16 protein-coding genes are annotated in these 16,017 nt (G+C 65.2%); 13 read left to right on the forward strand and 3 right to left on the reverse strand.

Annotation, left to right across the window (positions count from 1 at the left end; translation table 11 throughout):
- The first annotated feature begins 167 nt into the window (after positions 1 to 167).
- From KTQ37_RS13100 to KTQ37_RS13115, 4 genes are all read left to right on the forward strand, one after another.
- Positions 168 to 866, forward strand: coding sequence for an EF-hand domain-containing protein (locus tag KTQ37_RS13100; RefSeq protein ID WP_236021219.1), 699 nt, complete (start codon positions 168 to 170; stop codon positions 864 to 866).
- Between the two features lie 82 nt (positions 867 to 948).
- Positions 949 to 1,533 (forward strand): RNA polymerase sigma factor, encoded by a 585-nt coding sequence (locus tag KTQ37_RS13105; protein ID WP_218630967.1) that lies wholly within the window; start codon positions 949 to 951, stop codon positions 1,531 to 1,533.
- The gene (locus tag KTQ37_RS13110; RefSeq protein WP_218630968.1) at positions 1,526 to 1,894 is read left to right on the forward strand and encodes a dihydroorotate dehydrogenase; all 369 of its coding nucleotides are present in this window, start codon (positions 1,526 to 1,528) and stop codon (positions 1,892 to 1,894) included. Before KTQ37_RS13105 ends, KTQ37_RS13110 begins: the two co-directional genes overlap by 8 nt.
- A gap of 10 nt (positions 1,895 to 1,904) precedes the next feature.
- Positions 1,905 to 2,405 carry a periplasmic heavy metal sensor gene (locus KTQ37_RS13115; protein WP_218630969.1) on the forward strand — a complete coding sequence of 167 codons (501 nt, stop codon included), beginning with the start codon at positions 1,905 to 1,907 and terminating at the stop codon, positions 2,403 to 2,405.
- A 3-nt stretch (positions 2,406 to 2,408) separates the two neighbouring features.
- Here KTQ37_RS13115 and KTQ37_RS13120 read toward each other — a convergent pair whose 3' ends face one another.
- Positions 2,409 to 3,800, reverse strand: coding sequence for a diguanylate cyclase domain-containing protein (locus KTQ37_RS13120; RefSeq protein ID WP_218630970.1), 1,392 nt, complete (start codon positions 3,798 to 3,800; stop codon positions 2,409 to 2,411).
- Between the two features lie 95 nt (positions 3,801 to 3,895).
- Here KTQ37_RS13120 and KTQ37_RS13125 point away from each other — a divergent pair, with 95 nt between their 5' ends.
- The 7 genes from KTQ37_RS13125 to dacB all read left to right on the forward strand — a co-directional run bounded on the left by KTQ37_RS13125 (position 3,896) and on the right by dacB (position 10,517).
- Positions 3,896 to 4,174 carry a DUF3572 domain-containing protein gene (locus KTQ37_RS13125; RefSeq protein ID WP_218630971.1) on the forward strand — a complete coding sequence of 93 codons (279 nt, stop codon included), beginning with the start codon at positions 3,896 to 3,898 and terminating at the stop codon, positions 4,172 to 4,174.
- 9 nt (positions 4,175 to 4,183) lie between these two features.
- Complete coding sequence (locus KTQ37_RS13130) at positions 4,184 to 4,882, forward strand: HAD family hydrolase (RefSeq protein ID WP_218630972.1); 699 nt, start codon at positions 4,184 to 4,186, stop codon at positions 4,880 to 4,882.
- A gap of 64 nt (positions 4,883 to 4,946) precedes the next feature.
- On the forward strand, positions 4,947 to 6,689 hold the full coding sequence (locus tag KTQ37_RS13135) for a DUF4153 domain-containing protein (RefSeq protein WP_218630973.1): 1,743 nt from the start codon (positions 4,947 to 4,949) through the stop codon (positions 6,687 to 6,689).
- 57 nt (positions 6,690 to 6,746) lie between these two features.
- Entirely contained in the window at positions 6,747 to 7,334 is a 588-nt protein-coding gene (locus tag KTQ37_RS13140; RefSeq protein WP_218630974.1) for a heme NO-binding domain-containing protein, read from the forward strand.
- Positions 7,331 to 8,383 carry a GGDEF domain-containing protein gene (locus KTQ37_RS13145; protein WP_218630975.1) on the forward strand — a complete coding sequence of 351 codons (1,053 nt, stop codon included), beginning with the start codon at positions 7,331 to 7,333 and terminating at the stop codon, positions 8,381 to 8,383. Before KTQ37_RS13140 ends, KTQ37_RS13145 begins: the two co-directional genes overlap by 4 nt.
- 60 nt (positions 8,384 to 8,443) lie before the next feature.
- Positions 8,444 to 9,052: a nicotinate-nucleotide adenylyltransferase gene (locus KTQ37_RS13150; RefSeq protein WP_218630976.1), complete on the forward strand. Its 609-nt coding sequence runs from the start codon at positions 8,444 to 8,446 to the stop codon at positions 9,050 to 9,052.
- A gap of 55 nt (positions 9,053 to 9,107) precedes the next feature.
- Complete coding sequence (gene dacB, locus KTQ37_RS13155; protein ID WP_218630977.1) at positions 9,108 to 10,517, forward strand: D-alanyl-D-alanine carboxypeptidase/D-alanyl-D-alanine endopeptidase; 1,410 nt, start codon at positions 9,108 to 9,110, stop codon at positions 10,515 to 10,517.
- Positions 10,518 to 10,520: 3 nt separating this feature from the next.
- On the opposite strand, the gene KTQ37_RS13160 is transcribed toward dacB, so the two are convergent.
- Entirely contained in the window at positions 10,521 to 10,943 is a 423-nt protein-coding gene (locus KTQ37_RS13160) for a tellurite resistance TerB family protein (RefSeq protein WP_218630978.1), read from the reverse strand.
- A 105-nt stretch (positions 10,944 to 11,048) separates the two neighbouring features.
- On the opposite strand from KTQ37_RS13160, the gene KTQ37_RS13165 reads away from it, so the two are divergent.
- The gene (locus KTQ37_RS13165) at positions 11,049 to 12,656 is read left to right on the forward strand and encodes a lysine--tRNA ligase (protein WP_218630979.1); all 1,608 of its coding nucleotides are present in this window, start codon (positions 11,049 to 11,051) and stop codon (positions 12,654 to 12,656) included.
- On the opposite strand, the gene KTQ37_RS13170 is transcribed toward KTQ37_RS13165, so the two are convergent.
- Entirely contained in the window at positions 12,657 to 13,508 is an 852-nt protein-coding gene (locus tag KTQ37_RS13170; protein WP_218630980.1) for a CHAD domain-containing protein, read from the reverse strand.
- Positions 13,509 to 13,726: 218 nt separating this feature from the next.
- Between KTQ37_RS13170 and KTQ37_RS13175 the strand changes: the two genes are divergently transcribed.
- Positions 13,727 to 16,015: a glycoside hydrolase family 55 protein gene (locus KTQ37_RS13175; protein WP_218630981.1), complete on the forward strand. Its 2,289-nt coding sequence runs from the start codon at positions 13,727 to 13,729 to the stop codon at positions 16,013 to 16,015.
- The last annotated feature ends 2 nt before the right edge of the window (positions 16,016 to 16,017 follow it).

The following is a 16,017-nucleotide window of genomic DNA, read 5'->3' on the forward strand; positions in this document are numbered from 1 at the left end:
TTTGCGCCTTTATCGACCGAATGTGGGGCAGAAGCAAAGCCTAAGCGCTGCGGGCAATGCGTTCACGCCTGTGTGAGCCTGCGCGCGTTGCGACGGAAACCCGAAAGAGCGGCGTTTGGACTGATGGGAGCAGCGCAGACCGCGCCGCAGGAAACAGGAGAAAGACGATGAAACGCAGCATCAAACAGGCTCTTGTCGGGGTTTTGCTGGCCGGGACGGCCCTTGCCGCGGTGCCGGCTGTGGCGCAGCAGATGAATGGTCAGCCCCAGATGCGGGCGCAGATGCAAGATGGCACCGGCCCGATGGCGGGCGGCATGGGCGCAGGCCCGATGGGCGGTGCCGGAATGATGGGGCAGATGGGCGACGCTGACATGGGCGATGGCCCGATGGGCATGATGTTCGACCGCTTTGATACCGACGGCGACGGGACTGTCACCAAGGAAGAAATCGCCGCCAAGCGCGCGGCCGACGCGGTTGCGCTGGATGCCAATGGCGACGGCAAGCTGAGCGCCGAGGAACTGGTTGCCGCCGATATGCGCCGGATGCAGCAGCGCGTGGAAGAGCGTGTGAAGGCGCGCATCGCGGCTCAGGATATTGATGGCGACGGGATGCTGTCGGCGGCCGAGCTGGCGATGCCCGATATGCCGGCGATGATGTTCCAGCGTCTTGATACCAACGGTGATGGTGCGCTGGACAAGGACGAACTCGCTGCGGCCAAGGCGCGGAAGCAGGGCCGTATGGCAGAGCGCGGCGGCCATAGTCATGACGGCAAGCACATGGGCGGTCACATGGGTGGCATGCGCCATGGCGGCCAGCAGGACGGCATGATGGGCCAGCGCTGGATGATGAACCCGCAAGGGAACTAAGCACGGCCCGGCCCGGGGTCAGCGCCTCGGGCCGGTTGTCCAAATTGCCTTTGTCCGGGATTCGGGCTAGGCGGGGACGAGTATGGACATGGCATTCGACGCGCTTTCCGACGCCTCGGACGAGGCCTTGCTGGTTCTCTATGGTAATGGAGACCCTGCGGCCGCGCGTTCGCTGACGCTGCGCATGGGGCCGCTGGCCTTTCGTGTCGCGATGCGGATGCTCGGCGATCGGGCCGAGGCAGAGGATCTTGCGCAGGAGGCCATGCTGCGGCTCTGGAAGATCGCGCCCGAGTGGCGTCAGGGTGAGGCAAAGGTTTCGACCTGGCTCTACCGCGTGGTGACCAACCTGGCGACCGATCGGCTGCGTCGCCGCCGCGGCGTGGGGCTCGATGACGCGCCCGAGGTGGCCGACGGGGCAGCCTCGGCGGTTGAGCGGATGATCGACGCGGATCGTGCCGCCGCGCTGCAACTGGCGCTTGATCAGCTGCCCGCGCGGCAGAGGCAGGCGGTGATCTTGCGCCATCTGGAGGGCCTCGCGAACCCCGAGATCGCCGCAGCGATGGAAATCGGGGTCGAGGCCGTAGAAAGTTTGACGGCGCGTGGAAAGCGCGCCTTGGCAGCCCTGCTGGAGGGGCGACGGGAAGAATTGGGGTATGGTCATGACTGACGAAAAGGCGAAAGGGTTGGCGCTCGACGATTTCTTTGCCGCCGCCCGCAGCGATCTGCCCGAGCCCTCGGGCGTGTTTCTTGCGCGTGTTCTGGAGGATGCCGAGGCGGTTCAGGCCGGGTTCGCCGCCGTGCCGACGGCGCCGCCGCGTGCGGGGCTGTTCGCGCGCTTTGCCGATCTTGTCGGCGGCTGGCCTGCCTTGGGCGGTATGGTGACAGCAACGCTTGCCGGAGCCTGGATCGGGTTTGTCGGGGTGGACCGGATCGACACCATCTCGGGGGCCTATTTTGCCTCGGCGGAGACGCTCGGGACGGTTAATCTCTTGCCGGACGGGGACCTTCTGGCCCTGGCCGCGGAATGACGGGGGAGCGATGACGCAGGAAAATAGCACTGCCAAACCGGCAAGCGGCACGCCGACCTGGGTGCGCGTGTTGCTGGGCGTGTCGCTGACGCTGAACCTGCTGGTTGCAGGGGTCGTGGTGGGCGGCATTCTGGGGCATGACCGTCATCCGTCGCGTCCCGAGATCGAAGAGGTCAATCTGGGGCCCTTCACCGGCGCCTTCTCGCGTGACGACCGCGAGGCGATGCGCCGTGCAGCTGACGCGGAGGGGCTGAGCTTCCGTGCCATGCGGCGCGAGGCCCGCGAAGATCTCGACGCCCTTATTGGTGCGTTGGAGGCCGAGCCCTGGGATCAGGGCGCCGTCGCGGCGATGATCGGCCGCTACCGCGAGCGCACGCTTGGTCGGATCGGCATCGGCGAGCGGCTGATGATCGAGCGGCTCGAACAGATGCAGCCCGCAGAGCGGCGCGCTTTTGCCGAACGTCTGCGCCAAGGCTTCGATCATGGTCGCATGCCGCCGCGGGATCGCTGATCCTCAGGCGGCGTTGTCGCATGAGGCGGTGGTCACCCGGTTGCGGCCCTCGCGCTTGGAGCGCATGAGCGCCTGATCTGCCGCGTCCAAAACCGCCGAGACCGGGTCGGTGCCGTCACTGGTCGTTACACCCACGGAAATCGTGACCGCGACATTCCCGGCATCGGCCGGCAATGCGAAGGGTGTGGCCTCGATCGCACGGCAGATCGCAGAAGCGATGGCTTCGGCTTGTGGCAAAGAGGTCTCGGGCAGGGCTATCAGGAATTCCTCCCCGCCAAAACGGGCCAGTAGATCCTGTTCTCGCAGGCAGTTGCGCAGGCGCTGTGCGACATCGGTCAGGACGGTGTCGCCTGCAGCATGGCCGAAGGTGTCATTGACCTCCTTGAACCGGTCTAGGTCGAGAGCCATGAGCGCGAAGCCTTGCCCGCTGGTCCTGGCCTGATCGGCGAGACTGCCCAGTCGTTGCAGGGCGTAGCGGCGGTTGTGGAGCCCTGTCAGGGGGTCGGTCATCGCAAGTCTGAGCCCGTCGGCGACAAAGCTCCGCTTGCGGTCTCGCGTCCGCTTCCGCTCCAGCTGCATCGAAAGGCGCAGCGCGGCTTCCTGCGTTTGGGAGGGTTGCGTGACGTCGATGGGCAGCACATCATCGGCGCCCATGTCCAGCGCCATGACAACCGTATCGCTATCGCTGCGCGCCGGTGCGATGCAGATGACCGAATTGCGCGACTGCGCGCGCGAGCGCAGTTCGGACATCAGGCGCAGCCCGTCGCCGGGCTGGGTGCGGTCGGTCGCGATCACATAGGCATCCGGTGCTTGCGTCGCCGTCTGCCCGAGCGCATCGCTGGCGCTCAGGCTTTCGACCCGGTCGTTCGGTAGATCCCGTGCAAGCGCATCGGTCCAACGCGATGCCGTGTCGCGATCCGGCGCGATGACAGCGACCCGTGCGGCAGGCGCGAAATGTGACGAGGGTTCAGCAAGGCCCCAGTCACGACAGGCAGCCTCTCCGACGCGCAGGTCCTGCTCGGTCTCGCGGGCGCGCAGCAGGCTGCGCAGCCGCGCCATCAGGATGCTTTCGTCCACGGGCTTGGCCATGAAATCGTCAGCACCCGCGCGCAAGGCCGCAAGCCTGTCCTCGGGCGCGGGCGTCGCGCTGAGCACGATCACGGGAAGGGTGGCTGTTGACGGATGTGCCTTGATCTGGCGGCAAAGGGCAATGCCATCGATATCGGGAAGGTGCATGTCCAGCAGCAGCAGATCCGGCGCCTCCTGCGCGATCTGGCGCAGAACCTCCGCCCCGGTCCAGGCCTGAACGGTATCATACCGGGCTGCCGAAAGCTTGACCTTCAACATGATCCGGTTCGTCGCAACATCATCCACGATCAGGATTTTTCCTGCCATGGCGATCCGAACTCCCTTACCCTGAAACGATACCTCCTGTAGCTATGCGTCGATAAGGTTAACAAACTCTTTCACGCCGTAAGGGGGCAGGGGAAATGCAGCATGAATCGGCGCAGGTTCTGGCCATTCGCGCACTTGGCTGGCTGGCCGGTCAGGATGAGATCTTCGACGCCTTTCTTGCCGCCTCGGGGGCTGCGGCAAGCGATGTGCGCGCGATGGCCTCTGATCCCGGTTTTTTGTGCGCGATGCTCGATTTCCTCATGCAAAGCGATGCCTGGGTGATTACCTGTGCCGGTGATCTGGGCGTGCCCCCCGAGGTGCTGCAAGGCGCGCGTGCGGTGCTTGGCGGTGGCGATCAGAGGCACTGGACCTGAGGGGATGAGATGACGCGGATAGCCGGGATTCTGTTTGACAAGGATGGAACGCTCTTTGATTTCAACGCTACCTGGGCGGTTTGGGCGCATGGGGTGATTGAGCGGCTGAGCCGCGGCGATGCCGGGCTAGCCGCGCGGATGGCGGACGCGATCGGGTTTCTGCCCGCGCAAATGCGTTTCGCCTCGGGGTCGCCCGTCATCGCGGGCACCCCGGCCGAAGTCGCGGGGTATCTGCTGGCGCATCTTCCGGGCCGCGCGCTGGATGAACTGGTGGCCGAGCTGGACGCGGCCGCGCAGACGGCGCCGCAGGTGGCGGCGGTTCCCCTCGCTCCCTGTCTGGGCGAGTTGCAAGCGCAGGGTCTGCGTCTGGGCGTCTGTACGAACGATTCTGAGGCCGCCGCGCGCGCACATCTGGATGCGGCCGGGGTCGCGCAGCTTTTCGACATGATTGTGGGCTATGACAGTGGCTATGGCGAGAAGCCCGCGGCGGGGCCGCTGCTGGCCTTCGCGCAAAGGGTCGGGCTGGAGCCCGCGACGATTGCGATGGTGGGTGACAGCCCGCATGATCTTCATGCCGCTCGGGCGGCGGGCATGGTTGCGGTGGGCGTGCTGAGCGGCCCTGCCGACGAAGCGACCCTTGCACCACTGGCCGATGTCGTTCTGCCCGACATTTCGGCACTTGCCGCATGGGTAGGGCGTCGGGGCTGACGGCGCCTCTGGCCAAGCACATGCCCACCGGCTAGCGTGAAGCGAGATCGCAAGGAGGCGGGCCATGATCGGGGCAAGAGTGCAGTATCTTCTGTTGGGTATCGCGGGCGGCCTGGCGTTCTGGCTGCTTCAGCAGATCGACGAAGAGATTGCGGCCGGGCGCCTGCTGCTCGCGCTCGGCGTCTTCTCGGTGACGTTCTTCGGCGGTGCCCTTGGGATGCTGAGCGAGCTTGGCCTACGGCGCTCGGTGATTGGTGCGGCGGGGCTGGGCGTGGTCGTTTCGCTCTTGGCGCTTTGGGAAAGCCTCGGGTTTGCTACGGCCGGCCAGATGCTGTCGGCGGGTCATGCACTCGTCGCCGTCGCGACCGTCGCGGCCTTGCCGGTGCCGTTCCTGATCGCGGCTGGCTTGCCCGGCGGCAAGGGCTGGTCCGACTACCGCATCCTGTTCATGGAAAGCTGGAATATCGTCGTGCGATACGGTGCGGCCTGGCTTTTCGTCGGGATCGTCTGGATGGTCCTGATGCTGGGGGGCGAGTTGCTGGAGCTTGTGGGGATCACCTTCCTCACCGAGATTCTGCGCGAAGATATTGTGGTCTCGCTTGTTTGCGGCGCGGCCCTTGGCCTGGGGCTATCGGTGGTGGCCGAGATGTCCGACATGGTCTCACCCTACCTTCTGCTGCGCTTGCTGCGCCTGTTGACGCCGGTGGTGCTGGCGCTGGTGGTGATCTTTCTGGCCGCGCTTCCGGTGCGCGGGCTGACGCATCTGTTTGGCGGCATCTCGCCAAGCGGCGTTCTACTAGGCATGGCCTGGGCGTCGATTTCCCTCATTTCCATCGCGGTTGATCAGGACGATATCGAGGCCGTGCACGGCCCGCTTCTGGCCTGGGCCGGGCGCGGGCTTGCGCTGGTGTTGCCGGCGCTTGCGGCGCTTGCGGGGTGGGGTATCGCGCTGCGCGTGCAGGACCACGGCTGGACGCCCGACCGGGTGATGGCGGCCACGGTGGCGGCGGTCGTTCTGGGCTATGCGGGCCTCTATGCGCTGAGCGTGCTGGCGGGGCGGGGCTGGATGGTCTGGATCCGGCGCGCCAATATTGTAATGGCGCTTGCCCTCATCGCGCTTGGGGTGCTGTGGCTTTCGCCGCTGATCAACCCCGAGAAGATCTCGACCCACTCGCAGATGGCGCGGTTCGCGGCGGGTGAACTGACGCCCTCCGAACTGCCGCTGTGGGAGTTCAAGAGCGAATGGGGCAACCCAGGCGCGCTTGCACTGGCCGAGTTGCAGCGAACGGCGCAGGACCCCGCGCAGGGCGATCTTGCGAAGCGGCTGGAGAAGTTGGCCAGCGCCGAGAGCCGGTATGATCTGCCGGGGCCCGACGAAACCGATCTTGATCTTCAGGTCGACGGCCTTCGCGGTGCTGTGACCACCGTGGCTGCGGGCGGTGAGGCGCCCGAGGCGCTCTGGATCGAGCTTGTGCGTATGAACGCGCCGGGCTACGCGGCGGATTGTGCGACCAAGACCGCGGCGGGGAACGGGCGTTGTGTTCTCGTTCTGGCCGACTTCCGGCCTGAAGTGCCGGGCGAAGAGGCCATTTTCTTCCGCGCCCGGCCGGATGGTGCGCTTGAGACCCAAGCCTATCGCGCCGAGGGAGGGCGGTGGCTGACGACGGCGGCGGTGCCTCTGGTCGGGGCCGGGTCGATGCCTGCGGATGTGCTGATCGACACGCTCTCGGGGCAGGCCCCTGCGCTGGTTCCCTCGGGTATCATGGCGCTTGAGATCGGCGGTGCGAAGTTCACCGTTTCGCCCTGAGCGCCTTGGGGAATTGTTAACGGGCCTGTCCTAACGTGCCTCTGGGACGGAGGCATCATGCACGGCTTGATCAACAAATCGATTCAGGCGTTTCTGCGCGCAAATTACGGCCAAAGGCTATGGTTGCAGGTCGCCGAGCGTGTCGGTTTCGATTCCGAGGGGTTCGAGGCGATGCTGCGATATGACGATCAACTGACCGAGGATCTGCTGCAAGCTTCGGTCGAGGCGCTCGACAAGCCGCGCGGTGTGTTGCTGGAGGATATTGGCGCTTATCTCGCCTCGCTTGAGCCGATCAGGCGGCTGCTGCGCTTTGGCGGAGAGGATTACTGGGAATTCCTGCAATCGCTCGATGAATTGCAGGGTCGGGGTCAGATGACGTTGCCCGACCTGGAGTTGCCTGAACTGGCCCTGCGAACGCTGCGTGGGGCGCAGTTCATTCTGGATGTGGACGGGACGATACCGGGCTGGGGGGCGGTCATGACGGGCCTTTTACGAGCCATGGCCGATGACTACGGCGCCTTGGCAATGATCGAAGAGGCGGAGGCCGCCGAGGGCAGGGAGGCCGTGCAGGTGGTTTTGCTGGAGGCGGCTTTCAACGAGGGGCGGCGGTTCGATCTGGCGCGCCCTGTCGGGAGTAGCCGATGAGCGCGCCCTGTGCCTGCCAGAACTGGGTGCGTCTTGCACGGGGGCTTGGCCCGGATGCCTTGGGGCAGCTGATGCCGATGTTTCTCTGGCTTGACCCGCAAGGACGGATCAGCGCCCTCGGCCCGGCGCTTGGCAAGATCCTGGGGCCGGGTCGCATACTTGGATCGCGCTTCGAGCAGCATTTCCGGTTGCGTTGCGCGCGGGCGGGCCGGTCCGGCGTGGCCTCTGCGCTCGATGGCCGTCGCCGGATCAGCCTGTCGCTGCGCGTGCGCCCCGAGATCACCCTGCGCGGCTCGGTTGCCGATGTTGGGCTTGGGGCGGCGGACGGGTTGCTCTTAAACCTCAGCTTCGGGATTCATCTTGCGGAAGCCGTGCGCGAGTTCGGCCTGACGGAAACCGATTTCGCACCGTCGGACATGGCGATGGAACTGCTCTACCTGCAAGAGGCCAAGGCGACCGTGTTGAACGAGTTGCGCGCCCTGACCGTGCGGCTGGAGGATGCCCGCCGCTCCGCGCTGAGCGAGGCGCAGACCGACCCACTGACCGGGGTCGCGAACCGCAGGGCTTTCGATCTGGCACTGGAACGCCTGATCCGCGGTCTCGGGCGCGGCGGGCAGAGCTTCGCGTTGGCCCATGTGGATCTGGATTACTTCAAGTCGGTCAATGACACGCTTGGGCATGCCGCGGGCGATCAGCTGTTGCGCAACGTCGCGCGGGTGCTTGAGGAAGAGACCCGCCGGAGCGATCTGGTCGCGCGTGTCGGCGGCGACGAGTTCGTGCTGCTGCTGCGCGGCGCGACCGATCCCGAACGTCTCCAGTCACTTGGCGCGCGGATCATCGCACGGCTGGAAGAGCCGTTCACCTATGGCGAGCAGACCTGCCGGATCTCGGCCTCGATCGGTGTCGCGCTCTCGCCCGATTACGATGAGCCGACCGCCGAGGCGATGCTGGCCGATGCGGATGCCGCGCTTTATCTGTCTAAGCGGCTGGGCAAGGGGCGCTGCTCGCTGGCCGCGCCACAGGCGGATGCCGAAGGGATGCGCGCCTAACGTCATCGGTGCGTTACATTTTTCTTTCCAGTCCCGAGGCGGATCGGGTAGGGCTTGCGCATGAAGCAGGGCTTTCCCATTGCGGCGCCGGGGATGCGGATCGGCATTCTGGGTGGATCGTTCGATCCTGCCCACGAGGGACATGCGCATATCACCCATCAGGCGATCCGGCATTTCGGGCTGGACCGGGTGTGGTGGATGCTCAGCCCGGGCAATCCGCTCAAGGCGCGCGGTCCGGCGCCAATGGCGCTGCGCATAGCGCAGGCGCGCCGGATCATTCCCGACCCGCGCGTCGATATTACCGATCTCGAGACCCGGCTGGGCACACGCTACACCGCCGAAACGCTCTCGCGCCTGTTGCCGCTTTATCGCGGCGTGCAGTTTGTCTGGCTGATGGGGGCTGATAACCTGGTGCAATTCGATCGCTGGGACAATTGGCAGGAGATCATGCGGATGGTCCCCGTTGGGGTTCTGGCCCGGCCTGGATCGCGCCTGGCCGGAAAATGCGCCCGCGCGGCGCGGATCTTTGACGCGCATCGCCTCCCGGCCGAGCAATCCCACCGCCTGCCGCTGGCGCAGCCGCCCGCCTGGTGCTTCGTCGATATGCCGATGTCCGATCTGTCGTCCTCGGCGATCCGGGCGCGAGGTGACTGGCGCGGCACGGCTTGAAGCCGCGCAAGCTTGCGCGCTAGGCTGCGGCAAGGGCTTCGGTGCGGAGTAGGCGATGCAGCTTTCACGACGTCATATGATCTTCGGGGCGGGGGCGCTTGCCTGCGTCATTCCGCGTGTCTCCTGGGCGGCTGGTGGGGCGGATGGCCTGATCGCGGGCCTGAGCGGGGATGTCAGCTATGTCGTAGCCGATCTGGCCAGCGGCAAGATACTTGGCGCGCGCAACGCAGAGAAGGCCATGCCCCCGGCGTCCACCGTCAAGGCGATCACCTCGCTTTACGCGCTGGAGACCTTGGGGGGCGGGTATCGCTTCGCCACCCGGCTGATTGCGACCGGGCCGATTTCGGGCGGTGTGCTTCAGGGCGATCTGGTGCTGGCGGGTGGCGGCGATCCGACGCTGACGACCGACGATCTGGGCGATATGGCCGCGCAACTGGCAGCGTCCGGGCTGCGCGGGGTCAGTGGGCGCTTCCTCGTCTGGGGCGGGGCCTTGCCCTACGCGCCCGAGATCGCGGGCGATCAGCCGATCCATGTCGGCTACAACCCGGCGATCTCGGGTCTGATCCTCAACTTCAACCGCGTGCATTTCGAGTGGCGCCGTGCCGGGAAGGGCTGGCAGATCGGCATGGATGCGCGGGGCGAACGGTTCCAGCCCAAGGCCTTCACCGCCGAGGTCGCCTTGGCGAACCGCAAGTCGCCGCTGTTCACCTATGCCAATTCGGGCGGGAAGGAGCATTGGACGGTCGCCGCGAGCGGGTTGAACAAGCATGGCAGCCGCTGGCTGCCGGTGCGCAACCCCGATGCCTATGCGGGTGACGTATTCCAGACGCTGGCGCGTGCTCAGGGGCTGGCGCTGCCTGCACCGCGATCCGTGCGGGATATGCCGGGCGGCACGGTTCTGGTCGAGCACCGCTCGGAACCGCTCGGCGTCATCTTGCGTGGCATGCTGAAATACTCGACCAACGTGACCGCCGAGGCGGTGGGCATGACGACGAGCACCGCGCGCGGCGCGCCTGCGGGGCGCGGCCAATCGGGCGCGTCGATGGGGCAATGGCTTGCGGCGCGCATGGGCGGGTCGGGGGCGCGGTTCGCCGATCACTCGGGGTTGGGCGCCGAGTCGCGCATTTCCGCGCAGGAGATGGTGCGTGCGCTTGCGCAGCTTGGCCCCGGCATGGGACTGCGCGACTTGATGAAGGGGTTCGATCTGCGCGACGACGCGGGGCGCAAGATGCAGAACCAGACGCTCCAGATCGAGGCCAAGACCGGCACGCTGAACTTCGCCTCGTCGCTGGCGGGCTACATGACCGGGCGCAACGGGCGGCAACTTGTCTTCGCGATCATGACGGCGGACATGAACCAGCGCCGCCGCACGGCGGGCCAGGAAACGCCGGCAGGATCACGCGAGTGGATCCGCCGCTCGAAAATCCTGCAAAGCCGCCTGCTGGAGCGCTGGTCCGCGCTTTAAGCCTCAGAGCTTGACGTGACGCACCTTGGCGCCCCACTCGATGGCAACCGCGTGGAGGCGGTCGATCGCCATCTCGCCGCGAATCTCCTCAAGCATCCGCAGCTCGGGCTGATGCAGCACGCCATCGGCGGCGGCCACGTCGCAGGCCAGCGCATAGGCGGTTTCATATAGCTTCTGAGGTAGGGCTGCGCGCACGAGGCCAAAGAGCGCCTCAAGCCCCTCTTCCTCTTCAAAGAGCGAATAGACGGTCTGCGCGACGGGACGGATGCGGTCGATGTCATAGGTGGCGAAGATCGGCATGTGGTTCACCATCCGCTCGATCGCGACCAGTTCCGATGTCCGGATGTTCTCATCCGAGGCCGAGACCGCGACCATGACGGCGACAAGCGCGTCTTGCGGGGAAAGCGAGGGCAGGGTGTCGGTCACGGGGGGCATCCTTTCACTGGTTCTGTGGGCAAATTATTGACGATTGCGCCCCCGTTCAATAGGTGGGTCGCGAATGGGCGCATGGGGCGCCCGGTGAGGTGTGAAATGACGAGCCTTCGTGACGCAGCGATGAAATCCAAAGCCTGGCCCTTCGAGGAAGCCCGCCGGGTTCTCAAGCGTTACGAAAAGAAAGACCCGGAGAAGGGCTACGTGCTCTTTGAGACGGGCTATGGCCCGTCGGGTCTGCCGCATATCGGCACCTTCGGCGAAGTGGCGCGCACCACGATGATCCGCCGCGCCTTCGAGACGATCTCGGACATCCCCACGCGCCTGCTGTGCTTCTCGGACGATATGGACGGGATGCGCAAGGTGCCGGAAAACGTGCCGAACCAGGATCTGCTGAAGGCCAATATCCAGAAGCCGCTGACCGAGGTGCCCGACCCGTTCGAAGAGTTCGAGAGCTTCGGCCACCACAACAACGCGATGCTGCGCCGTTTCCTTGATACCTTCGGGTTCGAGTATGAATTTGCCAGCGCGACCGAGTATTACAAGTCGGGCAAGTTCGACGCGATCCTGCTGAAGGCCGCCGAGAAATACGATGAGATCATGGCGATCATGCTCAAGTCGCTGCGCGAGGAGCGTCAGCAGACCTATTCGTGCTTCCTGCCGATCCACCCGGAAACCGGGCGCGTGCTTTACGTGCCGATGAAGAATGTCGATGCCAAGGCCGGCACGGTGACCTTCGACGACGAAGAGGGGCGCGAGTGGACGCTGCCGATCACCGGCGGCAATGTGAAGCTGCAATGGAAGCCCGATTTCGGCGCGCGTTGGGCCGCGCTCGACGTCGATTTCGAGATGTATGGCAAGGACCACTCGACCAACACGCCGATCTATGACGGGATCTGCCGCGTGCTAGGTGGCCGCGCGCCCGAGCATTTCACCTATGAGCTGTTCCTTGATGCCAATGGTGAGAAGATCTCGAAGTCCAAGGGCAACGGTCTGTCGATCGACGAGTGGCTGACCTATGCCTCGACCGAGAGCCTGAGCTACTTCATGTATCTTAAGCCCAAGACCGCCAAGCGCCTGTGGTGGGATGTGATCCCGAAGATGGTGGACGAGTATCACCAGCAGCTGCGTGCCTATCCCGATCAGGACATGGACCAGCAGGTGAACAACCCGGTCTGGCACATCCACGGCAGCAACCCGCCTGAGTCGAAGATGGTGGTGCCGTTCGCGATGCTGCTCAACCTCGCCTCGGTGGCCGGTGCGACCGACAAGGAGGGGCTGTGGGGTTTCATCAAGCGTTACGCGCCCGAAGCCACGCCCGAGACGCATCCCGACCTCGATCAGGCGGCCGGGTTTGCGGTGCGCTACTTCCACGATTTCGTCGCGCCCGAGCGTCAGTTCCGCCTGCCGAGCGATCAGGAGCGCGCTGCGATGGAGGATCTGGCGGCCCGCCTCGAAGCACTGCCCGATCAGGATCTGCACCTGACCTTCGCCGATGCGGACCCCTCGGAAGCGTTGCAGACGATGGTCTTCGCGGTTGGCAAGGAGCATGGGTTCGAGAACCTGCGCGAGTGGTTCCAGGCGCTTTACGAGGTGCTTCTGGGCGCGTCGCAGGGGCCGCGTTTCGGCGGGTTCATCGCGCTTTACGGCGTGAAAGAGACCATCGCGCTGATCAATCGCGGTCTTGCGGGCGAACTGGCGGCCTGATCATCCGGCGCGCCAGAGTTTGAACCAGCGCCCCCACCGGTCCGCTAGGGCCTCGGGCGGTTCGGCAAAAAGACGGGAGCCGAGGCGGAATGCCTCGGCTTCCTGCGTTTTCTGGATCTGCCGGATATGGTGGCGTAGGGCTTTCGCCGCGTCATGCGGTAGATGGGTGGGCGCGGCTTCGGCCAGCACGGCGAGGTCGTGGTGCTGGCCAAGCAACTCACCCAAGGTGTCGACGATCTGAGCGTGGCCCTGCATCTTCTCGGGCCAGATCGGCTCTAGCAGGCGCGTATGATACCAATGGTGCTTTGTTCGCGACCGCCAGGCGTGCAGGGCCTCATCGGTTGGATCATGCTGCGCGCGCGCCATCCGGGCTTGCGCTTGTGCGTAGCTCTTGCTCAGGCCGGGGGCGAGCGCCTTCCAACCCTTGCCGATCACGCTCCAATGTGCGGCGCGGTCGCGGATGGTGGCGATGTTTTGCGCGAAGGTCTCAAGGGCTTCGTGCTGGAGGGCCGTTGCAGTGACATCCGACAACCGTTCGTGCATCAGTTCCGCCTCGGCGGAGCCCTGCGCGATACCTTGCAGGGTCTCGCGCATGACCTCGGCGTCGCGCAGTTTCGCGATCCCGGCGGCGGCATCGCGCAGGGCGGCGTTTTCTTTGGCAAAGCTCTCGAAGCGCGGCGCGACAAGACGCAAGAGCCCACGCGTCTTCTTGGTTGCCTTGCGCAACTCGTGAATGTGCGCGGCGCCTTCGGGCGTCCGTGCGAGTTCCGCCGCGAATGATAGCTCTTCGGTTGCGATGCGGCGCAGCATCGCGGTGGTGTCGGTGTCGTCGGCTTGCAGGCGGTAAGGCATGGTGCGGTCAGTCTGGAGGCTTGCCCATTTGGTAGCAAGCCGCTGCGTCGGTTTCGTGACACGGCGAGCGTTCGCTGCCCTCAGCACATTTTTAACCCTGGCGGCTAGTTCTGGCGCGGCCGGTGCGGCGGGCGCCCCGTGCATTTCCATGACGAACCGCCATCGCGCCGCTTCATGCCGGTGGCGCTCGGGTGGGACTGAACCAAGAGGAACCTCGAATGAACATTGCGGTTACGGAGGGTCTGGCGCTAATGCCGCCGGCTTTCGAGCTGGGGCTTGATGTGTGGTCGAGCGCAGACGGAACGGCTGGATCGGCATCCTATCAGGGCGCGGCGAATGCGGCGATCGTTCCGGCCGATCAGGATTTTGGCGCCTGTCTGGAGCTGACCAAGACCCATTCCACCCAAAAGCTGCGCTACATGGGCCAGACGCCGATCCTGCCTGGCGCCTATCTGCGGATCACGGCGCGCGTCAAGGCGATCAGCGGCAACCTGCCCATCGTGCGGATCGCCGCCTACGCGATGAATGCTTCGGGCCACGTCGCGGGGCTGGTCGAGCGCTCGGCCGAGATCGCGCTGGAAAGCTATGGGCAGGTGGTGAGCGTGTCCGCCATCGTCGGCACGGGGCAGCGCGTGGGCGTGGACATGCCCTGGGGCACCCAGCCCAGCTACGGTCACTTCGGGATCGACCTGACCGGCGCAAACGGCGGCGTCGTGCGCATTGATGACATCGTGATCGAAGATGTGACCGAGGTTTTCCTGCGCGATATGATGGACTGGGTTGATGTGCGCGATTACGGCGCGCGGGGCGATGGCGTGACCGATGACCGAGCGGCCTTCATCGCGGCCGACAATGCCGCCAACGGGCGTATGATCGTGGTTCCCAAGGGCAGCTACCTGATCGGCTCGACGCTGTCGATCAATGCGCCGATCCGCTTTGTCGGCACACTGGTCATGCCCACCGCCGCGCGGCTTTCGCTGATGTCGAGCTTCGACTTCCCCACCTATGCCGAGGCCTTCGGGGGTGAGCTTGCCGGCCTGAAGAAGGCGCTTCAGGCGCTGTTTGCCTATACCGATCATAATTCGCTCGACCTGAAAGGCCGCCGGGTTGAGGTGACCGAACCGATCGACATCAAGGCCCTTGCGCCGGATCTGAGCAGCTTCTCGAACCGCCGTGTGCTGCGCAACGGCCAGCTGAACGTGATCGACGGCGCGGTCTGGGCCGATACGGTTGTGACCTCGCAGGCGACCTATTCCATCAGCGCCCCCGAGACGCTGACCGGCGTCGCCAACATCGCCAATATCCCGGTCGGTGCGCGCGTGTCGGGCACGGGCGTCGGGCGCGAGGTCTATGTGCGCGCGGTCAATGTGGGTGCTGACTCGCTGACGCTGTCGCACCCGCTGTTTGGCGGGGCGGGGACGCGCACGCTGACCTTCACGCGCCACAAATACGTACTCGATTTCTCGGGGCTTGCGAAGCTCGACCGCTTCAACATCGACGATGTCGAAATCCTGTGCAACGGCGAGGCCAGCGCGATCATGCTGCCGCCCTCGGGGCAGATGTTCCATGTGCGCGACTGCTACATCAACGCGCCGAAGGACAAGGGGATCACCTCGATCGGCACCGGCTGCCAGGACATGCTGATCGACCGCTGCCAGTTCCTGTCGAACGAAAGCCAGGTCCCGGCGACGCAGCGCGTCTCGGTCGCGTTCAACGCAAATGCCAATGACACCAAGATCCGGGATTCGCGCTTCGTGCGCTTCGGGACGACGATGATCCTGCACGGGACGGGGCACCTGATTGTCGGCAATCACTGGTTCCAGGGCGATGAGGAAACGAACGGCGCCCGCATCGCGGGCCTCGTGTTCACCCAGACCAATGTGCAGTCGGCGGTGACGGGGAACTACATCGACAACTCGGTGATCGAGTGGACGAACGAATACGATCCAACCCCGAATTTCGGCAACGAGTATTCCTTTGGCGGCCTGACCGTCACCGGCAACACCCTTGTCAGCCTCGACGCAGCGCCCTGGTTCACCTGGTTCTCGATCAAGCCCTATGGTTCGGGGCATTTCATTCACGGGCTGAACATCTCGTGCAACGTGTTCCGCGCCATCAACGGCGAGGTCGATCGCATCGAGAAGGTGGACACGACCTATGCCGACCTCGATCGCTCGCGCTTTCGCAATATCCAGATCGAGGCGAATACCTTCAACGGCGTCGGGCAGTTCGTCTGCAACCCGGTTTTCCTGCAGGTCGATCAGTCGACGGCCCAGACGGTCTGGACGGTGACGCCGGGTGCCTATCTTCCGTTTGGCGGGTGGGCGCGGAATGTGGAAAGCGTTCTGGCCGAGGGGATGATCACCAACAACTCCGGCTCGCGCGTTTCGTCGATGCCCTATGTGGTGGTCGAGCAGGGAGCCGCCAAGCAGGATGTCACGCTGAACTGGGCCGAGGCCGCCAAGGGGCGCGTCCAGATCAAGATCCGTTGCGATAATCCGAACTGATC

This window comes from Sedimentimonas flavescens (assembly GCF_019264375.1).
Classification (GTDB): domain Bacteria; phylum Pseudomonadota; class Alphaproteobacteria; order Rhodobacterales; family Rhodobacteraceae; genus Rhodobacter; species Rhodobacter flavescens.

What these genes read in the sequence shown, in the direction of transcription:
- dacB (WP_218630977.1), top strand. Translation starts at nt 9,108, where the DNA reads ATGCAGCTTTCACGACGTCATATGATCTTCGGGGCGGGGGCGCTTGCC.
- KTQ37_RS13175 (WP_218630981.1), top strand. Translation starts at nt 13,727, where the DNA reads ATGAACATTGCGGTTACGGAGGGTCTGGCGCTAATGCCGCCGGCTTTC.
- KTQ37_RS13145 (WP_218630975.1), top strand. Translation starts at nt 7,331, where the DNA reads ATGAGCGCGCCCTGTGCCTGCCAGAACTGGGTGCGTCTTGCACGGGGG.
- KTQ37_RS13100 (WP_236021219.1), top strand. Translation starts at nt 168, where the DNA reads ATGAAACGCAGCATCAAACAGGCTCTTGTCGGGGTTTTGCTGGCCGGG.
- KTQ37_RS13105 (WP_218630967.1), top strand. Translation starts at nt 949, where the DNA reads ATGGACATGGCATTCGACGCGCTTTCCGACGCCTCGGACGAGGCCTTG.
- KTQ37_RS13120 (WP_218630970.1), bottom strand. Translation starts at nt 3,800, where the DNA reads ATGGCAGGAAAAATCCTGATCGTGGATGATGTTGCGACGAACCGGATC.
- KTQ37_RS13135 (WP_218630973.1), top strand. Translation starts at nt 4,947, where the DNA reads ATGATCGGGGCAAGAGTGCAGTATCTTCTGTTGGGTATCGCGGGCGGC.
- KTQ37_RS13110 (WP_218630968.1), top strand. Translation starts at nt 1,526, where the DNA reads ATGACTGACGAAAAGGCGAAAGGGTTGGCGCTCGACGATTTCTTTGCC.
- KTQ37_RS13130 (WP_218630972.1), top strand. Translation starts at nt 4,184, where the DNA reads ATGACGCGGATAGCCGGGATTCTGTTTGACAAGGATGGAACGCTCTTT.
- KTQ37_RS13125 (WP_218630971.1), top strand. Translation starts at nt 3,896, where the DNA reads ATGCAGCATGAATCGGCGCAGGTTCTGGCCATTCGCGCACTTGGCTGG.
- KTQ37_RS13150 (WP_218630976.1), top strand. Translation starts at nt 8,444, where the DNA reads ATGAAGCAGGGCTTTCCCATTGCGGCGCCGGGGATGCGGATCGGCATT.
- KTQ37_RS13165 (WP_218630979.1), top strand. Translation starts at nt 11,049, where the DNA reads ATGACGAGCCTTCGTGACGCAGCGATGAAATCCAAAGCCTGGCCCTTC.
- KTQ37_RS13140 (WP_218630974.1), top strand. Translation starts at nt 6,747, where the DNA reads ATGCACGGCTTGATCAACAAATCGATTCAGGCGTTTCTGCGCGCAAAT.
- KTQ37_RS13170 (WP_218630980.1), bottom strand. Translation starts at nt 13,508, where the DNA reads ATGCCTTACCGCCTGCAAGCCGACGACACCGACACCACCGCGATGCTG.
- KTQ37_RS13115 (WP_218630969.1), top strand. Translation starts at nt 1,905, where the DNA reads ATGACGCAGGAAAATAGCACTGCCAAACCGGCAAGCGGCACGCCGACC.